The following is a 22,406-nucleotide window of genomic DNA, read 5'->3' as shown; positions in this document are numbered from 1 at the left end:
CGGTGGGTCAGTTAACCCATGTATTGGCTGACCCGCCGCATTCGCGAGCAAGCCCGCTCCCACATTTGTTTCGTGTCGCTCATCTAATGTCGTAAACGCACCTTTGCGTGGCGTCCGTAGGCATTTGACCTGCGGGCGCCAGCCCTACCATCGCATCAAAGGGCCCTGCGAGGGCCTCAACAATACGAAAGGCTGGGAGAGACGCGATGTTCAGCAAAAAAGACCAGATCCAGGGATATGACGACGCACTGCTGGCGGCCATGAATGCCGAGGAGCAGCGCCAGGAAGATCATATCGAGCTGATCGCGTCGGAGAACTACACCAGCAAACGCGTGATGGAAGCCCAGGGCAGCGGCCTCACCAACAAATACGCCGAAGGCTACCCGGGCAAGCGCTACTACGGCGGCTGCGAGCACGTGGACAAGGTCGAGGTGCTGGCGATCGAACGCGCCAAGCAGCTGTTCGGCGCCGATTACGCCAACGTGCAGCCGCACTCCGGCTCGTCCGCCAACAGTGCGGTGTACCTGGCGCTGCTGAACGCCGGTGACACCATCCTCGGCATGAGCCTGGCCCACGGCGGTCACCTGACCCACGGCGCCAAGGTGTCGTCCTCGGGCAAGCTGTACAACGCGGTGCAATACGGCATCAACACCGACACCGGCCTGATCGACTACGACGAAGTCGAGCGCCTGGCGGTGGAGCACAAGCCGAAGATGGTCGTCGCCGGTTTCTCCGCGTACTCCAAGACCCTGGATTTCCCCCGTTTTCGCCAGATTGCCGACAAGGTCGGGGCGCTGCTCTTCGTCGACATGGCTCACGTCGCCGGCCTGGTTGCCGCTGGCCTGTACCCGAACCCGCTGCCGTACGCTGATGTGGTCACCACCACCACCCACAAGACCCTGCGCGGCCCGCGTGGCGGTTTGATCCTGGCCAAGTCCAACGAAGAGATTGAGAAAAAACTCAACTCCGCGGTATTCCCCGGCGCCCAGGGCGGCCCGCTGATGCACGTGATCGCCGGCAAGGCCGTGTGCTTCAAGGAAGCGCTGGAGCCCGGCTTCAAGGCCTACCAGCAACAGGTCATCGACAACGCCCAGGCCATGGCCGAGGTGTTTATCAAGCGGGGCTACGATGTGGTGTCCGGCGGCACTGACAACCACTTGTTCCTGGTCAGCCTGATCCGCCAGGGCCTCACCGGCAAAGAGGCGGACGCCGCCCTCGGTCGCGCCCACATCACCGTCAACAAGAACGCCGTGCCGAATGACCCGCAGTCGCCGTTCGTGACCTCGGGCCTGCGTATCGGCACCCCGGCGGTGACCACGCGTGGTTTCAAAGTGCCGCAGTGCATCGAACTGGCCGGCTGGATCTGCGACATCCTCGACAACCTCGGCGACGCCGACGTCGAGGCCAACGTGGCCAAGCACGTGTCTGCCCTGTGCGCTGATTTCCCGGTTTATCGCTGAGCGCGGTTTTGGAGTAATGACTATGCAACGCTACTCGGGCTTCGGCCTCTTCAAGCACTCACTCAGCCACCACGAAAACTGGCAGAAGATGTGGCGCACGCCGACCCCTAAAAAGGTCTATGACGTGGTCATCGTCGGCGGTGGCGGGCATGGTCTGGCGACCGCCTACTACCTGGCCAAGGAACACGGGATCACCAACGTGGCCGTGGTCGAGAAAGGCTGGCTGGGCGGCGGTAACACCGCGCGCAACACCACCATCGTGCGTTCCAACTACCTGTGGGACGAGTCGGCGCACCTCTACGAACACGCGATGAAACTCTGGGAAGGTTTGTCCCAGGACCTGAACTACAACGTGATGTTCTCCCAGCGTGGCGTCTACAACCTGTGTCACACCCTGCAGGACATCCGCGATTCCGAGCGCCGCGTGAGTGCCAACCGCCTCAACGGCGTGGACGGCGAACTGCTCAACGCCAAGCAAGTGGCCGATGAGATCCCGTACCTCGACTGCTCGAAAAACACCCGCTACCCGGTGATGGGCGCCACCGTGCAACGGCGCGGCGGCGTGGCCCGTCACGATGCCGTGGCCTGGGGCTTTGCCCGCGCCGCTGATGCACTCGGCGTGGACTTGATCCAGCAGACCGAAGTGATCGGTTTCCGCAAGGAAAACGGCGTGTGCATCGGCGTGGAGACCAACAAGGGCTTCATCGGCGCCAAGCGCGTCGGCGTGGTCACCGCCGGTAATTCCGGGCACATGGCTTCGCTCGCGGGCTTTCGCCTGCCGATCGAATCCCACCCGTTGCAGGCGCTGGTGTCGGAGCCGATCAAGCCGATCATCGACAGCGTGATCATGTCCAACGCCGTGCACGGCTACATCAGCCAGTCCGACAAGGGCGACCTGGTGATCGGCGCGGGTATCGACGGCTACAACGGCTACGGCCAGCGCGGCTCTTACCCGGTGATCGAACACACCATCCAGGCCATCGTCGAGATGTTCCCGGTGCTGTCGCGCGTGCGCATGAACCGCCAATGGGGCGGCATCGTCGACACCACGCCGGACGCCTGCCCGATCATCTCCAAGACCCCGGTCCCGAACATGTTCTTCAACTGCGGTTGGGGCACCGGTGGCTTCAAGGCCACGCCGGGCTCAGGCAACGTGTTTGCCGCCAGCCTCGCCAAGGGTGAAATGCACCCGCTGGCAGCGCCTTTCTCCATCGACCGTTTCCACAACGGTGCGTTGATCGATGAACACGGCGCTGCAGCCGTCGCTCACTAACAGGAGAAATTCCCTATGTTGCATATCTTCTGTCCTCACTGCTTTGAGCTGCGCTCCGAAGAGGAATTCCACGCGTCCGGCCAGGCACATATCCCGCGCCCGCTGGACCCGAACGCCTGCACCGACGAAGAGTGGGGCGACTACATGTTCTTTCGCGATAACCCGCGTGGCCTGCACCACGAGCTGTGGATCCACGCCGCCGGGTGCCGCCAGTATTTCAACGCCACCCGCGACACCGTGACCTACGAAATTCTTGAAACCTACAAGATAGGCACCAAGCCGCAATTCACCGCCAAGGCTTCTGGAGAGAAGGTATGAGCCAGATCAATCGCCTTTCCAACGGTGGCCGGATCGACCGGAACAAAGTGCTGAGCTTCAGCTTCAATGGCCAGAGCTACAAAGGCTTTGAAGGCGACACCCTGGCCGCAGCCCTGCTGGCCAACGGCGTCGACATCATCGGTCGAAGCTTCAAGTATTCCCGCCCGCGCGGGATCTTTGCCGCCGGTGCCGAAGAGCCGAACGCGGTGCTGCAGATCGGCGCCACCGAAGCCACCCAGATTCCCAACGTGCGCGCTACCCAACAGGCGCTGTACCAAGGCCTGGTCGCCACCAGCACCAACGGCTGGCCGAGCGTCAACAACGACATGATGGGCATTCTCGGCAAGGTCGGCGGCAAGCTGATGCCGCCGGGTTTCTACTACAAAACCTTCATGTACCCGCAGTCGTTCTGGATGACGTACGAGAAGTACATCCGCAAGGCTGCCGGCCTGGGCCGCTCGCCGACCGAGAATGACCCGGACACCTACGACAACATGAACCGTCACTGCGACGTGCTGATTGTCGGCGCCGGCCCTGCCGGTTTGGCCGCTGCACTGGCCGCCGCGCGCAGCGGTGCCCGCGTGATCATCGCCGACGAGCAGGAAGAGTTCGGCGGCTCGTTGCTGGATTCGCGCGAAAGCCTCGACGGTAAGCCGGCCACCGAGTGGGTTGCCAGCGTCATCGCCGAGTTGAAAGCCCTGCCGGACGTGGTGCTGCTGCCTCGCGCGACCGTCAACGGCTACCACGACCATAACTTCCTGACCATTCACGAGCGCCTTACCGATCACCTCGGCGACCGTGCGCCGATCGGCCAGGTGCGCCAGCGTATCCACCGTGTGCGTGCCAAGCGCGTGGTGCTGGCGACCGGCGCGTGCGAGCGCCCGCTGGTGTACGGCAACAACGATGTGCCGGGTAACATGCTCGCCGGTGCGGTCTCGACTTACGTGCGCCGCTACGGCGTGGCGCCGGGCAAGAAGCTGGTGCTGTCGACCAACAACGACCACGCCTATCGCGTGGCGCTGGACTGGTTCGACGCTGGCCTGCAAGTGGTCGCCGTGGCCGATGCGCGTCACAACCCACGCGGCGCGCTGGTGGAAGAAGCCCGCGCCAAAGGCATTCGCATCCTCACCGGCAGCGCCGTGATCGAGGCCCGTGGCAGCAAGCACGTGACCGGCGCCCGCGTGGCGGCCATCGACGTCAAGGCGCATAAAGTCACCAGCCCCGGCGAGTGGCTGGACTGCGACCTGGTCGCCAGCTCCGGCGGCTACAGCCCGGTGGTCCACCTGGCTTCGCACCTGGGCGGCAAGCCGACCTGGCGTGAAGACATCCTCGGCTTCGTCCCGGGCGAAGCGCCGCAGAAGCGCGTGTGCGTCGGTGGTATCAACGGCGTCTACGGCCTCGGCGATTCCCTGGCGGATGGTTTTGAAGGCGGCGTGCGCGCGTCCAGCGACGCCGGTTTCGCGCCGGTGGAAGGCACCTTGCCGAAAGCCTTGAGCCGTCTGGAAGAGCCGACACTGGCGTTGTTCCAGGTGCCCCATGAGAAAGCTACCGCGCGGGCGCCCAAGCAATTTGTGGATTTGCAGAATGACGTCACCGCCGCCGCCATCGAACTCGCGACCCGCGAAGGTTTCGAGTCGGTCGAGCACGTCAAGCGCTACACCGCGCTGGGCTTCGGCACCGACCAGGGCAAGCTGGGCAACGTCAATGGCCTGGCCATCGCCGCCCGTTCGCTGAACGTGACCATCCCGCAGATGGGCACCACCATGTTCCGTCCCAACTACACGCCGGTGACCTTCGGCGCCGTCGCGGGCCGCCACTGTGGGCACATCTTCGAGCCGGTGCGCTACACCGCGTTGCAGGCCTGGCACGTGAAAAACGGCGCCGAGTTTGAAGACGTCGGCCAGTGGAAACGCCCGTGGTACTTCCCGCGTAACGGTGAAGACCTGCACGCCGCCGTGAAGCGCGAGTGCCTGGCCGTGCGCGACAGTGTCGGCCTGCTCGATGCATCCACCCTCGGCAAGATCGACATCCAGGGCCCGGACGCGCGTGAGTTCCTCAACCGCATCTACACCAACGCGTGGACCAAGCTCGATGTGGGCAAGGCGCGCTACGGCCTGATGTGCAAGGAAGACGGCATGGTCTTCGACGACGGCGTCACCGCCTGCCTCGCCGACAACCATTTCCTGATGACCACCACCACCGGCGGCGCCGCGCGCGTGCTGCAGTGGCTGGAAATCTACCAGCAGACCGAGTGGCCAGATCTCAAGGTTTACTTCACTTCGGTCACCGACCACTGGGCGACCATGACCCTGTCTGGTCCCAACAGCCGCAAGCTGTTGAGTGAGGTGACCGACATCGACCTGGACAAGGACGGCTTCCCGTTCATGACCTGGAAGGAAGGCCTGGTCGGCGGTGTGCCGGCGCGGGTGTTCCGCATCTCGTTTACCGGTGAGCTGTCGTACGAAGTCAACGTGCAGGCCGACTATGCGATGGGTGTGCTGGAGAAAATCGTCGAGGCCGGCAAAAAGTACAACCTCACGCCCTACGGCACCGAGACCATGCACGTGCTGCGGGCCGAGAAGGGCTTCATCATCGTCGGCCAGGATACCGACGGCTCGATGACCCCGGACGACCTGAACATGGGTTGGTGTGTCGGTCGCACCAAGCCGTTCTCGTGGATCGGCTGGCGCGGGATGAACCGTGAAGACTGCGTGCGCGAAGAGCGCAAGCAACTGGTGGGCTTGAAGCCGATCGATCCGAACGTGTGGCTGCCGGAAGGCGCGCAACTGGTGTTCGATCCGAAGCAGACGATCCCGATGAAGATGGTTGGCCACGTCACCTCAAGTTATGCGCACAACTCGCTGGGTTATTCGTTTGCGATGGCGGTGGTGAAGGGCGGCTTGAAGCGCATCGGCGAGCGGGTGTTTTCGCCGCAGGCCGACGGCAGCGTGATCGAGGCGGAGATCGTGTCTTCGGTGTTCTTTGACCCGAAAGGCGAGCGCCAGAACATCTGACACCTGATCGTTCCCACGCTCCGCGTGGGAATGCATCCCGGGGCGCTCTGCGCCCAAAGAGCGGACGCAGAGCGTCCATGGTGGCATTCCCACGCAGAGCGTGGGAACGATCAAATTCAACACAGGTGCTTTATGACAGCAGCCAATGTTTACCAACAACGCCCCACCACCGGCGCCAAGGCCGAGTCGTCGCTGCACCATGCCGACCTCGCCAGCCTGGTCGGCAAGGGCCGCAAGAATGCCGGCGTGACCGTGCGCGAAAAGAAACTCCTCGGCCACCTGACCATCCGTGGCGATGGCCACGATGCCGCCTTCGCCGCCGGCGTGCACAAGGCCCTGGGCATCGAGTTGCCTGGCGCCCTGCAAGTGATCGTCAACGGCGAAACCAGCCTGCAATGGCTCGGCCCGGATGAGTGGCTACTGGTCGTGCCGAGCGGTGAAGAGTTCGCCGCCGAGAAAAGTTTGCGCGAGGCGCTGGGCGAGCTGCATATCCAGATCGTCAACGTCAGCGGCGGCCAGCAGATCCTCGAGCTCAGCGGCCCGAATGTGCGCGACGTGCTCATGAAGTCCACCAGCTACGACGTACACCCCAACAACTTCCCGGTGGGCAAGGCGGTGGGCACGGTGTTCGCCAAGTCGCAACTGGTGATCCGCCATACCGCTGAAGACACCTGGGAGCTGGTGATTCGTCGCAGCTTCTCGGACTACTGGTGGTTGTGGCTGCAGGATGCCTCGGCCGAATTCGGCCTCAACGTTCAAGCCTGACATGATCGTTCCCGCGCTCCGCGTGGGAATGCATCCCGGGGCGCCCTGCGTCCCAAGAGCGGACGCAGAGCGTCCATGGCGGCATGCCCACGCAGAACGTGGGAACGATCAAGGAGTCATGCACTATGAGCCGCGCACCCGATACATGGATTTTGACCGCCGACTGCCCCAGCGTGCTCGGCACGGTGGACGCGGTCACCCGCTATCTGTTCGAGCAGGGGTGCTACGTCACCGAGCACCATTCGTTCGATGACCGCCTCTCGGGCCGATTTTTTATCCGCGTGGAATTCCGCCAGCCCGACGGCTTTGACGAGCAGGCTTTCCGCGATGGCCTGGCCACGCGCGGTGAAGCCTTTGGCATGATCTTCGAGCTGACGGCGCCGAACTACCGGCCAAAAGTGGTGATCATGGTCTCCAAGGCCGACCACTGCCTGAATGACCTGCTGTACCGCCAGCGCATCGGCCAGCTGTCGATGGATGTGGTCGCGGTGGTCTCCAATCACCCCGATCTCAAGCCTTTGGCCGACTGGCACCAGATTCCCTACTACCATTTCCCCCTCGACCCCAATGACAAACCGTCCCAGGAGCGGCAGGTGTGGCAAGTGGTGGAAGACACGGGGGCAGAGCTGGTGATCCTTGCGCGCTACATGCAAGTGCTGTCGCCGGAGCTGTGCCGCAAGTTGGATGGCAAGGCGATCAATATCCATCACTCGTTGCTGCCGGGATTCAAGGGCGCCAAGCCCTATCACCAGGCCTACAACAAGGGCGTGAAATTGGTCGGCGCCACGGCGCATTACATCAACAACGATTTGGACGAGGGCCCGATCATCGCCCAGGGCGTGGAGGTGGTGGATCACAGCCACTATCCGGAGGATTTGATTGCCAAGGGGCGCGATATCGAAGGCCTGACATTGGCCCGGGCAGTGGGGTACCACATTGAGCGGCGGGTGTTTTTGAATGCCAATCGCACGGTGGTGCTCTGACGGACGCCTTCGCAGGCAAGCCAGCTCCCACCTTTGGAATGCATTCCAAAGGTGGAACCCGGTCGAATGTGGGAGCGGGCTTGCCCGCGATGAGGCCATAAGCAACAACGCAAGAACAGCATCTGTACCCGAGCACTTTACGCGCTGCCTGCCTGGGCAACGCGGTTCCATAAAAACAACAGCGAGGTGAAAGCATGTCTGGTAATCGTGGTGTCGTGTATCTCGGCAACGGCAAGGTCGAAGTACAGAAAATCGACTATCCCAAAATGCAAGACCCCCGTGGCAGGAAGATCGAGCACGGCGTCATCCTGCGCGTGGTCTCCACCAACATCTGCGGCTCCGACCAACACATGGTGCGCGGCCGCACCACCGCCCAGACCGGCCTGGTACTCGGTCACGAGATCACCGGCGAAGTGATCGAGAAGGGCAGCGACGTCGAAAACCTCAAGATCGGTGACCTGGTCTCCGTCCCCTTCAACGTGGCGTGCGGCCGCTGCCGTTCCTGCAAGGAGCAACACACCGGCGTCTGCCTGACCGTCAACCCGGCACGTGCGGGGGGCGCCTATGGCTATGTCGACATGGGCGACTGGACCGGCGGCCAGGCCGAGTACGTGCTGGTGCCATACGCCGATTTCAACCTGCTGAAACTGCCGGACCGCGACAAGGCCATGGAGAAAATCCGCGACCTGACCTGCCTCTCCGACATCCTGCCTACCGGTTACCACGGCGCCGTGACGGCCGGTGTCGGCCCTGGCAGCACCGTCTACATCGCCGGCGCTGGCCCGGTCGGCCTGGCTGCAGCGGCCTCGGCACGCCTGCTGGGCGCGGCGGTGGTGATCATCGGTGACGTCAACCCGATCCGCCTGGCCCACGCCAAGGCCCAGGGGTTTGAGATTGCCGACCTGTCCAACGACACCCCGCTGCACGAACAGATCGCCGCGCTGCTGGGCGAGCCGGAAGTGGACTGCGCCGTCGACGCCGTAGGCTTCGAAGCCCGTGGCCACGGCCATGAAGGCGCCAAGGCGGAGGCCCCGGCCACCGTGCTCAACTCGCTGATGGGCGTGGTGCGCGTGGCGGGCAAGATCGGTATCCCCGGCCTCTACGTGACCGAAGACCCGGGCGCCGTCGACGCCGCCGCGAAAATGGGCAGCCTGAGCATTCGCTTTGGCCTGGGCTGGGCCAAATCCCACAGCTTCCACACCGGGCAGACGCCGGTGATGAAGTACAACCGCCAGCTGATGCAGGCGATCATGTGGGACCGTATCAACATTGCCGAGATCGTCGGTGTGCAGGTGATTAGCCTGGATGATGCACCGCGCGGATACGGCGAGTTCGATGCGGGTGTGCCGAAGAAATTTGTGATCGATCCGCATAAGTTGTTCAGCGCGGCGTAATAAAAAAGGGCGACTTCAAGTCGCCCTTTTCAGTGGTGCGTAAATTCACACCTGGAACGGTCCAGGGCTTCGCAATAGGTGCCTCTCCACTCGCCTCTGGTGGGCGTAAGGTTCCAATCAACGACAGGTGCCGTTACCGAAACGCTGGCGTCGTTATTCATGGGGCCTTTGTAGGTGCAAATGACGGCCTTGCTGTTCATGTCGTAACGGGCATCGTGGAAGGTCGAGTCAGTCAGGTCCGACACCGCCGCCTGCGGGTTTTCGCCTGTCCAGGTGAGCCCGTCAGGCTGTGAGGTTTCGTAGCGGTAACCGCCGTTGGCCATTGCCGTTTGCTTGATGTCCTGGATCGGCGGGCAGGTGGAAGTTGCCGCCGCGTGGGCAGGGTTCATCAGTGCGATCGTGACGAACACACCTGCAGACATTGCGCTTTTCATGGCCCACCTCCTGTGGCGCGCGGGAGGCTTTATGCTGCGGGTGGTTTTGCGTCGACGGCTACTGTGAGAAATCACAGTTTTCTAGAACAGATCGCGATTAACTGGTGGGCTTTTATCGCGAGACACGCAAAAGGCCAACTCACCGCACCGCCAGCGCGCCCTGATACACCGTCGGCCCTGTCGGCTGTTTGCTCAACGAGCCGCCCTTGGTCTCCGAACTCACCAGCAACGCCACCGGCTGGCGGATGCTTGCCTGTTGGCGCGGGTTGAGGCCGATGATGCCTTTGCCGTCCTCCGGCAATAGCCCCAGGGAGACCGGTTTGCCCCCTTCGGGCATGGCCCACAGTTCCAGGCTGCGATCGGGCTCGGGCGCTGTTGTGGCGATCGGTTCGACTTCGAGGTAATCCTTGTGCGCCATGACCTGCGCCGCCGGCTGCTGGGTGGTGGTCACCAGGGTGGCGGCGGACTTGACGTTGTCCTGGGTGTAGAACGCGCCGCCGAGGCCGGCGATCACGGCCACGCAGACGCCGATGAACAGGCGCGGACGGCTCCAGAAAGGGGGTTTGGGCTCGATGATGGTGGGGCGTGTCGCGCTCATGAAGAGGGTCCTGACAGGGCTTTCAGTCCTGTCATGGACCCTGGTTTACGCGATGGGTTCCTGAACCGGTTGGCGCTCAAAGTGATGCCAATTGGCCCTGATACAGCACCGGTCCGGTCGGCTGCCCGGTGGGCGAACCGCCGCGCGGCTCCAGGCTCACGGCCAGGGTCAGCGGTGCGGCAAGCAAGGCTTGCTGTGCCGGGCTCAGCTGAATCCGGCCCCTGCCTGCCGTCGGCACCAGGCCCAGCGAGATCGGTTTGCCACCGGGCTGGATGGCCCACAATTCCAGGTCGCGCGTCGGCTCCAGTGCGGCCAACGCCAGCGGCTCCACTTGCAGGTGATCGGCAAACGCCTTGATCTGCAGCGCCGGTTGCTGGTTGGCAGCGACGAGTGTGGCGTTGTATTCCACGCCCAGATCGCGCTGGTACAGCACGCCCACCAGCACCGCGATGACAATCCCGAAGGCGGCCGCCCATAGCCGCAGGTTCAGCCACAACGGTTTCTTCGCCGGCAGGTGCAACACCTGCGGCTCGATCCGCGCCTGGATGCCTTCCCACACGTGATCGGGCACCGGCCGTTCGGGCAGGGTCCCGGTCAGGCTGGCCAGGGCCGCCTGCCAATGGCCGAGTTCCACGCGCAATGCGGCGTCGTCGAGCAGCAGCGCCTCAAAACGGCGGCGGGCGGTAGCGGGCATCAGGCCGATGGCGTAGTCGCCCGCCAGGGCGCGGCGCAGGGGAGTGGTCTGGTAGTTCATGATTCAAGGCACCTGCGCAGGCGTTCCATGCCGCGACGAATCCAGGACTTGACCGAACCCAGCGGCGCGGCCAGATGGTCGGCCAATTCCGAGCACGACAGGCCCTGGAAGTAAGCCACGGTGATCGATTGGCGCTGCATGCCGTCGAGCGTGTCGAGGCAGCGGTTCAGCGCGCGGGCCTCGCGCTCGCTGTCGAGCTGTTCGAAGGTACTGGGGCCGTCATCGAGCAGGGCGTCCTGTTGGCCATCTGCCAACGGTTGTTCACGGCGTTTGCGCAGTTGGTCGATGGCCAGGTTGCGGGTGATGTTCACCATCCAGGTCATCGGCGCCGCCAGGTGGGCCTCGTAGCGCGAGGCGTTGTACCAGATACGCACGAAGGCTTCCTGCAGCACCTCTTCAGCCAGGTCCGGGCGGCCCATGAAACGCAAGGCAACGCCGTGCAGCCGCGGTGAAACCGTACGGTAGAGGGTTTCGAACGCCTGGCGGTTGCCCAAGGCGCATTGGGCCAGCAGGGGCCGCAGCGGGTCAGCGTCGGAAGTCGAAATAGGGCTTCTCCAGGCCCTGGCGACAGGGCGGTGGGACTGCACGTGCAAGCGGTGGCAGGCAGAGGGTAGTCCAGGTTGCGCGTGCGTTCCATTCACCGGCGTCGTCCTCAACAGGTGTGTGGGGGTTATACGCAGCAGGCGGGGGATTGGATGCACTGGGAACAATCCCCCGGGCTACCCAGTCAAACGCCTGCTTTCGCACCTATATCCAGAGGTTGTTTCGATGAAGATTTCACGCAGTTTCGCCCTTTCCTGCCTGATGACCCTGGCGGCCGGCCCGGTGTTCGCCGCAGGGTTCAGCCTTGGCGATGCGGCCAATGCCATTTCCGGCATGCAGGGGGGCAACAACAAAGCCGCTGCCGCCGCACCGTCGTCCGAGACGGCCGGCCTGCTGAGCGCATTGACCTCCCAACTGAATGTCACCCCCGAGCAAGCGGTCGGCGGCACCGGCGCCATGCTCGGCCTGGCCAAGAACCAACTGAGCAGCACCGACTACTCGCAACTGGGCAAGAGCGTGCCGGGTCTGGATCAGCTCTCGGGCAACAACGCGTTGGGCAGCCTCGGGGCCTTGAGCGGGATGCTCGGCCAGACCGGCGGCAGCAAGACCAGCGGCCTGGATGGCCTGCTGGGTAATGTGAAAAACACCAATGACCTGAACACCGCGTTCAGCGCCCTGGGCATGGACAGCGGCATGGTCGGCCAGTTTGCCCCGGTGATCCTGCAGTACCTGGGCGGCCAGGGCGCCAGCAGCTCCGTGTTGGGCAAACTGGCCCAGGCATGGGGCACCGGCAGTTAAGGGTTTTCCGCGCGCAGTTGGGCGATGCGCGCGTCTTTCTCCAGCCAGAGCTGGTTCACCCAGTTCTGGACGGTCTGGCGAAACACCGGATCGTTTTCGTAATCGCCCTGCCACAACGCCGGATCCAGCTCGCGGGTCTGGATATCGATGATCACCGTCGGCACCGAGCCGCAGATCAAGTCCCAGAAGCCCGGGATCCTCTCCTGGGGATAGACGACTGTAACGTCGAGCACGGCGTCCAGTTGTTCACCCATCGCCGCCAATACAAACGCCACGCCACCCGCCTTGGGTTTGAGCAGACGCTCGAACGGCGAGTCCTGCTGCTTGCGCTTGGCCGGGGTGAACCGCGTGCCTTCCAGGTAATTGACCACCGTCACCGGCTGGCGCTTGAACAGCTCGCACGCCTCTTTGGTGATCTTCAGGTCCTGGCCGGCCAGCTCGGGGTGCTTGGCCAGGAAAGCCTTGGTGTAGCGCTTCATGAACGGGTAATCCAGCGCCCACCAGGCCAGGCCGAGGAAGGGCACCCAGATCAGTTCTTTTTTCAGGAAGAATTTGAAGAACGGCGTGCGCCGGTTGAGGGCCTGGATCAGCGCGGGGATATCCACCCACGATTGGTGGTTGCTGATCACCAGGTAGCTGGTGTCGCCACGCAGGTCGCCGCCGCCGCGAATGTCCCAGCGGGTCGGGATGCACCACGAGAAAATAAGCTTGTCGATCTCGGCCCAGGTCTCGGCGATCCACATTACCGCCCAGGATGCGTAGTCGCGAAAACGTCCGGGAGCCACCAGCTTGAGCAGGGCAAACACCATCAACGGCCCGAACAGCACCAGGGTGTTGAGCAACAGCAGCAAGGTAACGAAACAGCCGGTGAGCAGGCGGCGCATAAGCAACTCTTGGGATCGTGTGGGCGGGTCATGATAAGAGAGCTTGGTCTGCAGGCCAAATCTCAAATCACCGGACGAATGTTTCACAATGTGCCGGGTATGCTCGGATCAGCTAACTAAGTGCCCCCTTTGCGGTCTAGAATCCGCCTACTTCTTTCCGAGGAAACCACTTCGTGAAACTGCTCCTTGCCTCGCTCGCCCTGGTTGCCCTGCCCGTCATGGCTGCCGAGCCGACCCTTTACGGTCGCTACGAATACATCCAGTTGCCGGAGATCGGCGAAACCTTCAAGGCCAAGATGGACACCGGCGCGCTGACCGCTTCGCTGTCGGCCCGTGACATCGAGACCTTCACCCGTGATGGCGACGATTGGGTGCGCTTCCGCCTCGGCGGCAAGGACGCCAGCAACAAAGTCTACGAACACAAAGTGTCGCGCATCAGCAAGATCAAGAGCCGCGCCGACGAAGACGACGACAAGGACGAAGCCAGCGTGGCCAAGCGTCCGGTGATCGACCTGGAAATGTGCCTGGGCGACGTCAAGCGCACCGTCGAGGTCAACCTGACCGACCGCAGCAGCTTCAACTACCCGTTGCTGATTGGCGCCAAGGCCCTGCGCGAGTTTGGCGCAGCGGTGAACCCGGCCCGTCGCTATACCGCTGACAAACCGGACTGCTGATCGAACCCATGCCGCACATCCTGATTGTCGAAGACGAAGCGGCGATAGCCGACACGCTGATCTTTGCCCTGCAAGGTGAGGGCTTCACCACCACCTGGCTGAGCCTTGGCCAGGAAGCGCTGGCCTATCAACGGCAAACACCGGCCGACCTGATCATCCTCGACATCGGCCTGCCGGATATCACCGGCTTTGAGACCTGCAAGCAATTGCGGCGTTTCAGCGAAGTGCCGGTGATGTTCCTGAGTGCGCGCGATGGCGAGATCGACCGGGTGGTGGGCCTGGAGATCGGCGCCGACGATTATGTGGTCAAGCCGTTCAGCCCGCGGGAAGTGGCGGCGCGGGTGCGGGCGATCCTCAAGAGGGTCGGCCCTGGCGTGGCCCCCGCCGTGTTCCAGGTTGACCTGGAGCGCATGCAGATCAGTTATCGCGGCCAGCCCCTGAGCCTCACGCGCCACGAGTTCCGCCTGCTGCAGAGCCTGCTGGAACAACCCGAGCGGGTGTTCAGCCGCGAGCAGTTGCTGGACGCGGTGGGCGTGGCGGCGGATGCCGGCTACGAGCGCAATATCGACAGCCACATCAAAAGCCTGCGCAGCAAATTGCGTGGCATTGCGGCGGACGCCGAGCCGATCCAGACCCATCGCGGCCTCGGCTACAGCTACAGCCCGGGCAACAGCTGATGCGCCTGGGGCTGCGGATTTTCCTGGTGTATGCGCTGTTCATCGGCCTGACCGGCTACTTCGTGCTTAGCACGGTGATGAAGGAAATCCGCCCCGGCGTGCGCCAGTCCACCGAAGAAACCCTGGTGGACACCGCCAACCTGTTGGCCGAGATCCTGCGCGATGACGTGAAAAACCACACCCTCGGCCAGAGCCACTGGCCGCAGCTGCTCAAGGCCTACGGCAATCGCCAGCCGGGTGCGACCATCTGGGGCCTGCCGAAAAACCAGGTCAACCACCGTATCTACGTGACCGATGCCAAGGGCACCGTGCTGCTCGATTCCAGCGGCGAAGCGGTGGGCCAGGACTATTCGAAATGGAACGACGTGTACCTGACCCTGCGCGGCGAATACGGCGCGCGTTCCACCCGCAGCGAACTGGATGACCCGGCCTCATCGGTGATGCACGTGGGCGCGCCGATCCGCGATAACGGCCAGATCATCGGCGTGGTCACGGTGGCCAAGCCCAACAGCTCGCTGCAGCCGTATGTCGATCGCACCGAGCGGCGGCTGCTCTGGTACGGCGCCGGGCTGGTGGTGCTCGGCCTGTTGCTGGGGGCGGTGTTGTCATGGTGGTTGAGCAGGGCCCTGCACCGGTTGACGGCCTATGCGCAGGCGGTCAGCGAAGGCCGGCGTGCCGAGTTGCCGCACTACCGCGGCGGCGAGCTCAAGCAGCTGTCCACCGCCGTGGAGCATATGCGCACGCAGCTGGAGGGCAAGGCCTACGTCGAGCATTACGTGCACACCCTGACCCATGAATTGAAAAGCCCATTGGCCGCGATTCGCGGCGCGGCGGAGCTGTTGCAGGGCGATATGAGCCGCGAGCAACAGCAGCGTTTCGTCGGCAATATCGACAGCGAGAGCGCGCGCCTGCAGCAGTTGATCGAGCGCCTGCTGAACCTGGCGCAAGTGGAGCAACGCCAGGGCCTGGAAGCACAGGTCAGCCTGCCGTTGGCCGGCTTGGTCGATGAGGTTCTCACGGCCCAATGCGCGCGTATCGAAGGCGCCGGCCTGCACATCGAACAAACGATCGGCGCCGACGTGAAGGTGTTCGGCGAACCTTTTCTGCTTCGCCAGGCCCTGGGCAATCTGCTCGAGAATGCCCTGGACTTCACCCCGCCCGGCGGCACCTTGAGGTTCAGTGCGCAGACACAGCACCACGCGGTGCAGATCAGCCTGTTCAACCAGGCGGCGCCGATTCCCGACTACGCCTTGCCGCGCCTGAGCGAGCGATTCTACTCCTTGCCACGCCCGGCCAGCGGGCGCAAAAGCACTGGCCTGGGCCTCAACTTTGTCGAGGAAGTGATGAAGCTGCACGGCGGCGCGTTGCAGATCGGCAATGTGCCGGGTGGCGTCCAGGTGGTGCTGCATCTCCACACAGTCTCCACATTGCCCACATAAATCCCCCACACGCGCGGCTCATGCTCTGCCCATCAAAACAGGGAGAGACCCATGAACCGCAGCCTGCTTTTCAAACTTGGCGCGATTGCGCTGCTGATCCTGCTGTTGCTGATTCCGTTGCTGATGATCAACGGCATTATCGGCGATCGCCAGCAACTGCGCGACGGTGTCCTGATGGACATCGCGCGCAGCTCCAGCTATGCCCAGCGCCTCACCGGACCGGTGATGGTGGTGCCGTATCGCAAGACCGTGCGCGAGTGGAAACTCAATGAAAAGCTCAACAAACGCTACGAGGTCACCCGTGAGGAGCGCGGTCGCCTGTATTTCCTGCCGGACCGTTTCGAGCTCGACGGCAAGGTGCAAACCGAACTGCGTGCCCGGGGCATCTACCAGGCGCGGCTGTTCCATGCCGACACCCGCATCAGCGGGCGTTTCGAGCTGCCTGCGCAGTTGGGGATCACCGAAGACTTTGCCGATTACCGCTTCGAACCGGCATTCCTGGCGGTGGGCATCAGTGATATTCGTGGCATCGAAAACGCGCTGAAACTCGAGCTGGGCAGCCAGCGCCTGGAGTTCTCGCCGGGCTCCCAAGTGGACTGGCTGGGAGAGGGCGTGCACGTTGCGCTGCCCGAACAGGACAGTAAAAAACCGGCCGTGGTGGACTTCGCTTTCGACCTGCGCCTGCAAGGCACCGAACAACTGCGAGTGGTGCCCGTGGGCAAGACCAGCCAGGTCTCGCTCGCCTCCAACTGGCCGCACCCCAGCTTCATCGGCAACTTCTTGCCGACCCAGCGCGAGGTCACCGATCAAGGCTTCAGCGCCAGCTGGCAGACTTCGTTCTTCTCCACCAACCTTGAGCAGGCCCTGCAAACCTGCCTGGACAGCCAGGGCTGCAACGACTTCAACAACCGCAGCTTTGGCGTGAACTTCATCGATCCGGTGGACCAGTACCTCAAGAGCGACCGCGCGATCAAATACGCGCTGCTGTTCATTGCCCTGACCTTTGCCGGTTTCTTCCTCTTCGAAGTGCTCAAGAGCCTGGCGGTGCACCCGATCCAGTATGCGTTGGTGGGCTTTGCACTGGCGTTTTTCTACCTGCTGCTGTTGTCGTTGTCCGAGCACCTGGGCTTTGCGCTGGCCTACCTGATCTCGGCGAGTGCCTGTGTGTTGCTGATCGGATTTTATGTGTGCCACGTGCTGCGCAGCGTCGCCCATGGCCTGGGTTTTTCTGCTGGATTGGCGGCGTTGTATGGCTTGTTGTACGGGTTGTTGAGTGCCGAGGATTACGCGCTGCTGATGGGCTCGCTGTTGCTGTTTGGCCTGCTGGGGACGGTGATGGTGCTGACGCGCAAATTGGATTGGTACGGCGTGGGCAAGCGCAAGGTCGCCGAGCCGTTGCAGTTCGACCTGGAGGACGTGCAATGATCGGCTTGCGTGAGGATCAGCGGGTGAAGGCGCAGCTGGTGGCGAGGATTAACCGGCTGTTCCCCATGGTTGTGGCGGGCGAGCCTCCTGTCGTGAGCGGGTGTCCTGTGGCGAGCGGGCTTGCCCCGCGTTGGGCTGCGCAGCAGCCCAAAACCTGAGATGAGTTTCATCGGATAAAACGCGGTGACCTGATGGGGCCGCTTCGCAGCCCAACGCGGGGCAAGCCCGCTCGCCACAAGGAGTTCGATCACCACAGGGTGCCCGCTCACCACAGGGTCAGGTGGAAACAGGGCTATACCGGCGGCTGGGTCTCCAGCATCGAAGGTCGCTGGCTGACCTCGGCGTACCAGGCGGCCAGCTGTGGGTTGGCCGCGCGCCAGTGCATATCGGGGTGGCGGAAGTCGAGGTAGGCGAGGGCGCAGGCCACGCTGATCGAGGCGATGTCGAAGTGGCTGGTCAGCTCGGCGATGGCATCCTGTTCCAGCTCGGCGAGGGTGCGGCGGATTTTGTTGCGTTGCTCGTCGAGCCACGGCGCCCAGTGCTTTTCCGCCGGACGCAGGGCCGACTCGTAACGCACCAGTACGGCCGCATCCATGATGCCGTCAGCCATCGAGGCCAGGGTCAGGCGCCGCCAGCGGGCCGAGCCGTCGCGGGGGATCAGCGGGTTGCCGACATGCTGGTGGTCGAAGTAATCGAGGATCACCCGGCTGTCGTGCAACACGCTGCCGTCAGCCAGGCGCAGGGCCGGGATCTTGCCCACGGGGTTGCCTTGCACCACCTGCGCATCCGGGTTGACCGGCGTCGGCATGCAGCCGTGCAGCGCCACGCGGTCCTGCTGGCCGGTCTCGATCAGCAGCACGCGAACTTTGCGAACAAACGGTGAAGCGGGATTGTGGAACAAGGTCATGCTGGGCACAGACATGGGCATTCCTCTGGAGGGGCGAGCGGGCTCGCGAAGGACGCTTACGATAGCGCAGTGCATCAGATTTGACGCGTTACTCTCAGGGTTTTCGCCGGCAAGCCGGCTTCCGCAGGAGTGCCCATACACCGATCACCGCAGGTATCCCAAGCCCCACCCAACTGAGCGAATCCCACCACCCATCCCCCAGCAACGCCGCAAACAACCCGGCGGCGCTGAGCAGGCCAATCCCCAGCGGAATGCCAAACACTTTCCAGAAATTCGACTGCCGTGGCTTCATGCCTTGCCCGCCTTGCGCCTGACGATCCACAGGTAAATCCCGCTGATCAGCACGATGATGGTCAGCACATCCAGTACCGCCCAGAGGACTTTCATCGGCATGCCGCCGTAATCGCCAAAGTGCAGGGGCTGGGACATGCCCATGGCGTCCATGTACCACGGCCGTTCGGCGATGGCGGTGACGGCCAGGGTGCTGGCGTCAATCAGCACCGGCGTCAGCAGGTGGGAGGTCAGGTGCGTGCTGCCCTTCATGAACACCGCGTAGTGGTGCTCGCTGGAAAAGCGCGTGCCGGGGAAGGCAATGAAGTCCGGCTGCATGCCGGGCGCGGCCTGGGCGGCAATGCTCAGCAGCTCGGTGGCGGGCGCGCGCTGGGTCAGCGGCGGGGCATGTTTGTACGGCTCGATCATGGCGCTGAGGCTGTCCTGGCGCCAGGCTGCGATGATCAGGTCGGCACAGGCGCTGATCACGCCGGTGACGCCCACCACCAGCGCCCAGGTCAGGGTGACCACGCCGATCAGGTTGTGCAGGTCGAGCCAGCGCAGGCGGGTGGATTTGTCCTGGCGCACGGTGGCGAACTTCAAGCGGCGCATGAAAGGCAGGTACAGCACCGTGCCCGACACGATGGCCAGCACAAACAGAATGCCCATGAACGCCAGCAATAACTTGCCCGGCAGGCCGGCGAACATATCCACATGCAGGCGCAGCAGGAACAGGGTCAGCCCGCCATTCGCGGACGGCATTTCGACAGCGTCGCCGGTGCGCGCATCAAGCATGAAAGTGTGCGACGAGTTGGGTTCGGTGCCGGCCGTCGCAGCCATGATTGCGATCACGCCGTTCTTGTCGTCCTCGTCCCACGCCAGGTATTGCATGGCTTCGCCAGGGCGATGGGCCTGCGCTTTGGCCACCAGCTGTTCAAGGTTGAGCTGCGGCGTATCGGCGGGCATCTGCGCCAGTTCTGGCTCGTTGCCCAGCAGGTGATCGATCTCGTGGTGGAACACCAGCGGCAGCCCGGTCAGGGCGAGCAGCAGCAGGAACACCGTGCAGACCAGGCTGCTCCAGGTGTGGATAAAGGACCAGCGGCGGATGGTTTTACTTTTCATTTTCCAGCCTTCAGGCGCACCAAAGCCGCCCCGGAGGACGGCCTGATGGTTAACTCAGTCGATTACCACTGGTAGGTGGCACTGGCGACGACGCTGCGTTGGTCGCCGAAGTAGCAGTAGGAGCCATCGCAGGTGGAAATGTAGTCCTTGTTGAACAGGTTGGTGGCGTTGAGTTTTACCGAGGCGCCTTTGAGGCTGTTGTCCAGGCGGCCGAGGTCGTAGTGCACCGCGCCGTCGAACACGGTGTAGGCGTTGGCCTTGCCCGTCCAGGTGTTGCCTTGGTCGCCGTAGGTATTGCCGGTGTAGCGCGCGCCGAAGCCGATGCCGAAGCCATCAAGTACACCGGTGTGCCAGGTGTAGTCGGTCCACAGCGAGGCTTGCTGGTTGGGGATCAGTTGCAGGCGGTTGCCTTTGTAGATACCGGTTTGCACTTCGGACTTGGACAGGGTGTAGGCGGCGATGACCTTGAGGTTTTCGGTCACGTCGGACACCGCTTCCAGTTCCAGGCCCTTGACCTTCACTTCGCCGGCCTGGTCGGTGATCGATTGGTTACCCGCGCCGATCCGGGTCACCAGCACGTTTTTCTGGGTCAAGTCGTAGACCGCCGCACTCAGCAGCGTATTGGAGCCAGGTGGCTGGTACTTGATCCCCAGTTCCCATTGCTTGCCTTCGGTGGGCTTGTACGACTTGACGGGGTCGACGCTGGCGTTGCTCGCCGGTTGGAACGACTCGGCGTACGACAGGTAGGGCACGAAGCCCGAATCGAACACATAGCTGAGCGCCGCGTTGCCGCTGAAGTTCTTGCTGCGGTCAGTGTTGGTCGCGTCCAGCTTGTTGAAGTAGGTGGTGCCCTGATGCACCCAGTCCTCACGCCCACCCAGGGTCAGGCGCCAGTTGTCGAGGGCCATCTGGTCTTGTGCGTAGAGGCCGGTCTGGATGGTTTTCTGGTTGTAGTCGTAGTACGGCGTGACGTCCGTCGGGCGCAGGGTGGGCACGGTGTTGATCGGGTTGAAAATATTGATGTTCGACGCCGTGCCGTAGATCGTCCGGAAGGAGGTGTCGGTGCGCTGGTGGTCCAGGCCCAGCAGTACCGTGTGGGTGATGTCGCCCGTGGCGAAGTCAGCCTGGAAATTGTTATCCACTGCGAACTGGCCGATGTCCTCGTCAACGTTGGTGCTCGAGCGGCTGATATTGCCGGTGGCGTCAGCCGGGGAGTAGATATAGGAACCGACCGTCAGTTGCTGGAACGACAGCTCAGACTTGGTATAGCGCAGGTTTTGCTTGAACTGCCAGGTATCGTTGAAGCGATGCTCGAACGCATAACCCAGGGCGTAGTAGGTGCGGTCGTAGAACTCATAGTCGGGGTCGCCGAGGTTCTTGTGGTGGGAGACCTCGCCTTGGGGGAGCTTGATCTTGGTGCCTTGGATCGGCAGAAATTGACTGGTGGTGCCAGTATCGTCACGCGTGAACTGCGACAGCAGGGTCAGCTTGGTGTCGGTGTCGATGTTCCAGGTCAGGCTCGGCGCGATGTTGTAGCGCTTGTTGTCGATGTGGTCGACCTGGGTGCCGGCATCGCGCACCACGCCGCTGACGCCATAGAGGAACTGGCCTTCATCGTCGATCTTGCCGGTGCTGGCGAAGTTGATCTGGCGGTAGTTGTCACTGCCGTATTGCACCTGGATGGCATTGCTCGATTCGGCGCTCGGACGGCGGCTGACCATGTCCAGCAGGCCGCCTGGCGGGGTCTGGCCATACACCGACGAGGCCGGGCCGCGCAGCAGGGCGATGCGGTCGAGGTTCCAGGTCTCGGCTTTGGGGTTGGCATACACGCCGCGCGGCAGGGGCAGGCCGTCGAGGAACTGGGTGGGTTCGAAGCCGCGCACGCGCATCCAGTCATAACGGGTGTCGCTGCCGTAGCTGGCGGACACGATGCCGGGCATGTATTTGACCGCGTCATCCAGGTTCTGCACGTTGCGGTCCTGCATCTGCTCGCGGGTCGCCACGGAGATCGAGCGCGGCGCTTCCACCAGGGCGGTGTCGGTCTTGGTGCCGGCGGCGGTGCGTGTGGCCAGGTAGCCTTGCACCGGGCCCCAGGCGCTTTCCTGGTTGCCCTCTTGCCCGGTGATGTTGGTGACCGGCAGCGCCATCACGCCTTCCGGGATCGCCACCAGGGAATAAGTCCCCGCACTGCTTTGCTCCAGCTGCAGCCCGGTGCCACGCAGTGCCTCACGCAGCGCACCCGGGGCATCGAACTGGCCCTGGACCGGCGCCGAGGTCTTGCCCGATGCCAACGCCGGGTTGAGGGTCAAGGCCAGGCCGGCCTGGCTGGCGATCTGGTTCAGGGTGCTGGACAGCGGCGCAGCCGGCAGGTTGTAGGCGCGCACGCTGGAGGACTGCTCGGCGGCGATCAGCGCGGTGCTCGCCAGCGGCGTGCAAAGGGCAATCGCCACGGCTAACAGGCTGGGGCGCAACAAGGTGTCTAGCGTGCGGGACATAGGGCGGCTCCTGAATGGAAGTAATTCGCAATTGCCTATGTGCCGAACGAGAATCGGAAAGTGATAGGGCAGCATCAAAATATTTTTGTGGTGGGTTTGAGGGCCTCATCGGGGGCAAGTCGAATCGTCGCACCGCCCCTCCCACATTTGAGGTATTCGCACATCAACCTGTGGGAGGG

21 protein-coding genes are annotated in these 22,406 nt (G+C 63.2%); 12 read left to right on the top strand and 9 right to left on the bottom strand.

Translation table 11 applies throughout. The annotated features are described in order from the left end of the window. Positions 1-206: 206 nt before the first annotated feature. The 7 genes from glyA to fdhA all read left to right on the top strand — a co-directional run bounded on the left by glyA (position 207) and on the right by fdhA (position 9,207). The gene (gene glyA, locus QMX97_RS25870) at positions 207-1,460 is read left to right on the top strand and encodes a serine hydroxymethyltransferase (RefSeq protein WP_106802442.1); all 1,254 of its coding nucleotides are present in this window, start codon (positions 207-209) and stop codon (positions 1,458-1,460) included. A gap of 22 nt (positions 1,461-1,482) precedes the next feature. Further along, complete coding sequence (locus QMX97_RS25865) at positions 1,483-2,733, top strand: sarcosine oxidase subunit beta (RefSeq protein ID WP_003209185.1); 1,251 nt, start codon at positions 1,483-1,485, stop codon at positions 2,731-2,733. Between the two features lie 15 nt (positions 2,734-2,748). Beyond that, positions 2,749-3,051 (top strand): sarcosine oxidase subunit delta, encoded by a 303-nt coding sequence (locus QMX97_RS25860; RefSeq protein ID WP_065904766.1) that lies wholly within the window; start codon positions 2,749-2,751, stop codon positions 3,049-3,051. After that, complete coding sequence (locus QMX97_RS25855; RefSeq protein ID WP_282397845.1) at positions 3,048-6,065, top strand: sarcosine oxidase subunit alpha; 3,018 nt, start codon at positions 3,048-3,050, stop codon at positions 6,063-6,065. The genes QMX97_RS25860 and QMX97_RS25855 overlap by 4 nt, the downstream gene beginning before the upstream one ends. A 132-nt stretch (positions 6,066-6,197) precedes the next feature. After that, positions 6,198-6,830 carry a sarcosine oxidase subunit gamma family protein gene (gene soxG / locus QMX97_RS25850; RefSeq protein WP_065904762.1) on the top strand — a complete coding sequence of 211 codons (633 nt, stop codon included), beginning with the start codon at positions 6,198-6,200 and terminating at the stop codon, positions 6,828-6,830. Between the two features lie 125 nt (positions 6,831-6,955). Further along, the gene (purU, locus tag QMX97_RS25845) at positions 6,956-7,813 is read left to right on the top strand and encodes a formyltetrahydrofolate deformylase (protein WP_005792124.1); all 858 of its coding nucleotides are present in this window, start codon (positions 6,956-6,958) and stop codon (positions 7,811-7,813) included. Between the two features lie 194 nt (positions 7,814-8,007). Continuing rightward, positions 8,008-9,207, top strand: coding sequence for a formaldehyde dehydrogenase, glutathione-independent (gene fdhA / locus QMX97_RS25840; protein WP_282397844.1), 1,200 nt, complete (start codon positions 8,008-8,010; stop codon positions 9,205-9,207). A gap of 29 nt (positions 9,208-9,236) precedes the next feature. Here the strand turns inward: fdhA and QMX97_RS25835 are convergent, their stop codons facing one another. The 4 genes from QMX97_RS25835 to QMX97_RS25820 all read right to left on the bottom strand — a co-directional run bounded on the left by QMX97_RS25835 (position 9,237) and on the right by QMX97_RS25820 (position 11,586). Beyond that, positions 9,237-9,641 carry a DUF3757 domain-containing protein gene (locus QMX97_RS25835; protein WP_282397843.1) on the bottom strand — a complete coding sequence of 135 codons (405 nt, stop codon included), beginning with the start codon at positions 9,639-9,641 and terminating at the stop codon, positions 9,237-9,239. A 139-nt stretch (positions 9,642-9,780) separates the two neighbouring features. Further along, positions 9,781-10,239 carry an anti-sigma factor gene (locus QMX97_RS25830; protein WP_065904758.1) on the bottom strand — a complete coding sequence of 153 codons (459 nt, stop codon included), beginning with the start codon at positions 10,237-10,239 and terminating at the stop codon, positions 9,781-9,783. Between the two features lie 76 nt (positions 10,240-10,315). Further along, a complete protein-coding gene (locus tag QMX97_RS25825; protein ID WP_065904756.1) occupies positions 10,316-10,993 on the bottom strand; it encodes an anti-sigma factor in 678 nt (225 codons plus the stop codon). Further along, complete coding sequence (locus QMX97_RS25820; protein WP_242486005.1) at positions 10,990-11,586, bottom strand: sigma-70 family RNA polymerase sigma factor; 597 nt, start codon at positions 11,584-11,586, stop codon at positions 10,990-10,992. Before QMX97_RS25820 ends, QMX97_RS25825 begins: the two co-directional genes overlap by 4 nt. Before the next feature lie 175 nt (positions 11,587-11,761). On the opposite strand from QMX97_RS25820, the gene QMX97_RS25815 reads away from it, so the two are divergent. Then, positions 11,762-12,334 (top strand): DUF2780 domain-containing protein, encoded by a 573-nt coding sequence (locus QMX97_RS25815; protein WP_282397842.1) that lies wholly within the window; start codon positions 11,762-11,764, stop codon positions 12,332-12,334. Here the strand turns inward: QMX97_RS25815 and QMX97_RS25810 are convergent. Then, the gene (locus QMX97_RS25810; RefSeq protein ID WP_213552705.1) at positions 12,331-13,218 is read right to left on the bottom strand and encodes an acyltransferase; all 888 of its coding nucleotides are present in this window, start codon (positions 13,216-13,218) and stop codon (positions 12,331-12,333) included. The genes QMX97_RS25815 and QMX97_RS25810 overlap by 4 nt on opposite strands. Before the next feature lie 173 nt (positions 13,219-13,391). Between QMX97_RS25810 and QMX97_RS25805 the strand changes: the two genes are divergently transcribed. From QMX97_RS25805 to creD, 4 genes are read left to right on the top strand one after another with little or no spacing between them, the layout of a single operon-like run. After that, a complete protein-coding gene (locus tag QMX97_RS25805; protein ID WP_065904748.1) occupies positions 13,392-13,892 on the top strand; it encodes an ATP-dependent zinc protease in 501 nt (166 codons plus the stop codon). 8 nt (positions 13,893-13,900) lie between these two features. Beyond that, a complete protein-coding gene (creB, locus tag QMX97_RS25800) occupies positions 13,901-14,569 on the top strand; it encodes a two-component system response regulator CreB (RefSeq protein WP_065904742.1) in 669 nt (222 codons plus the stop codon). Next, entirely contained in the window at positions 14,569-16,008 is a 1,440-nt protein-coding gene (gene creC / locus QMX97_RS25795; protein ID WP_282397841.1) for a two-component system sensor histidine kinase CreC, read from the top strand. The genes creB and creC overlap by 1 nt, the downstream gene beginning before the upstream one ends. A gap of 51 nt (positions 16,009-16,059) precedes the next feature. Continuing rightward, positions 16,060-17,433 carry a cell envelope integrity protein CreD gene (gene creD / locus QMX97_RS25790; protein ID WP_282397840.1) on the top strand — a complete coding sequence of 458 codons (1,374 nt, stop codon included), beginning with the start codon at positions 16,060-16,062 and terminating at the stop codon, positions 17,431-17,433. A gap of 292 nt (positions 17,434-17,725) precedes the next feature. Here the strand turns inward: creD and QMX97_RS25785 are convergent, their stop codons facing one another. The 4 genes from QMX97_RS25785 to QMX97_RS25770 all read right to left on the bottom strand — a co-directional run bounded on the left by QMX97_RS25785 (position 17,726) and on the right by QMX97_RS25770 (position 22,227). Then, positions 17,726-18,355 carry a glutathione S-transferase family protein gene (locus QMX97_RS25785; protein WP_106802450.1) on the bottom strand — a complete coding sequence of 210 codons (630 nt, stop codon included), beginning with the start codon at positions 18,353-18,355 and terminating at the stop codon, positions 17,726-17,728. Between the two features lie 79 nt (positions 18,356-18,434). After that, complete coding sequence (locus QMX97_RS25780) at positions 18,435-18,632, bottom strand: hypothetical protein (protein ID WP_106802451.1); 198 nt, start codon at positions 18,630-18,632, stop codon at positions 18,435-18,437. After that, complete coding sequence (locus tag QMX97_RS25775; protein ID WP_282397839.1) at positions 18,629-19,732, bottom strand: PepSY-associated TM helix domain-containing protein; 1,104 nt, start codon at positions 19,730-19,732, stop codon at positions 18,629-18,631. Before QMX97_RS25775 ends, QMX97_RS25780 begins: the two co-directional genes overlap by 4 nt. A 62-nt stretch (positions 19,733-19,794) precedes the next feature. Continuing rightward, entirely contained in the window at positions 19,795-22,227 is a 2,433-nt protein-coding gene (locus QMX97_RS25770; protein WP_282397838.1) for a TonB-dependent siderophore receptor, read from the bottom strand. Positions 22,228-22,406: the final 179 nt, after the last annotated feature.

Origin of the sequence: Pseudomonas sp. PS01298 (genome assembly GCF_029959745.1) — a bacterium.
GTDB lineage: Bacteria > Pseudomonadota > Gammaproteobacteria > Pseudomonadales > Pseudomonadaceae > Aquipseudomonas > Aquipseudomonas aylmerensis.
This window is presented reverse-complemented; position numbering and strand designations above follow the sequence as displayed.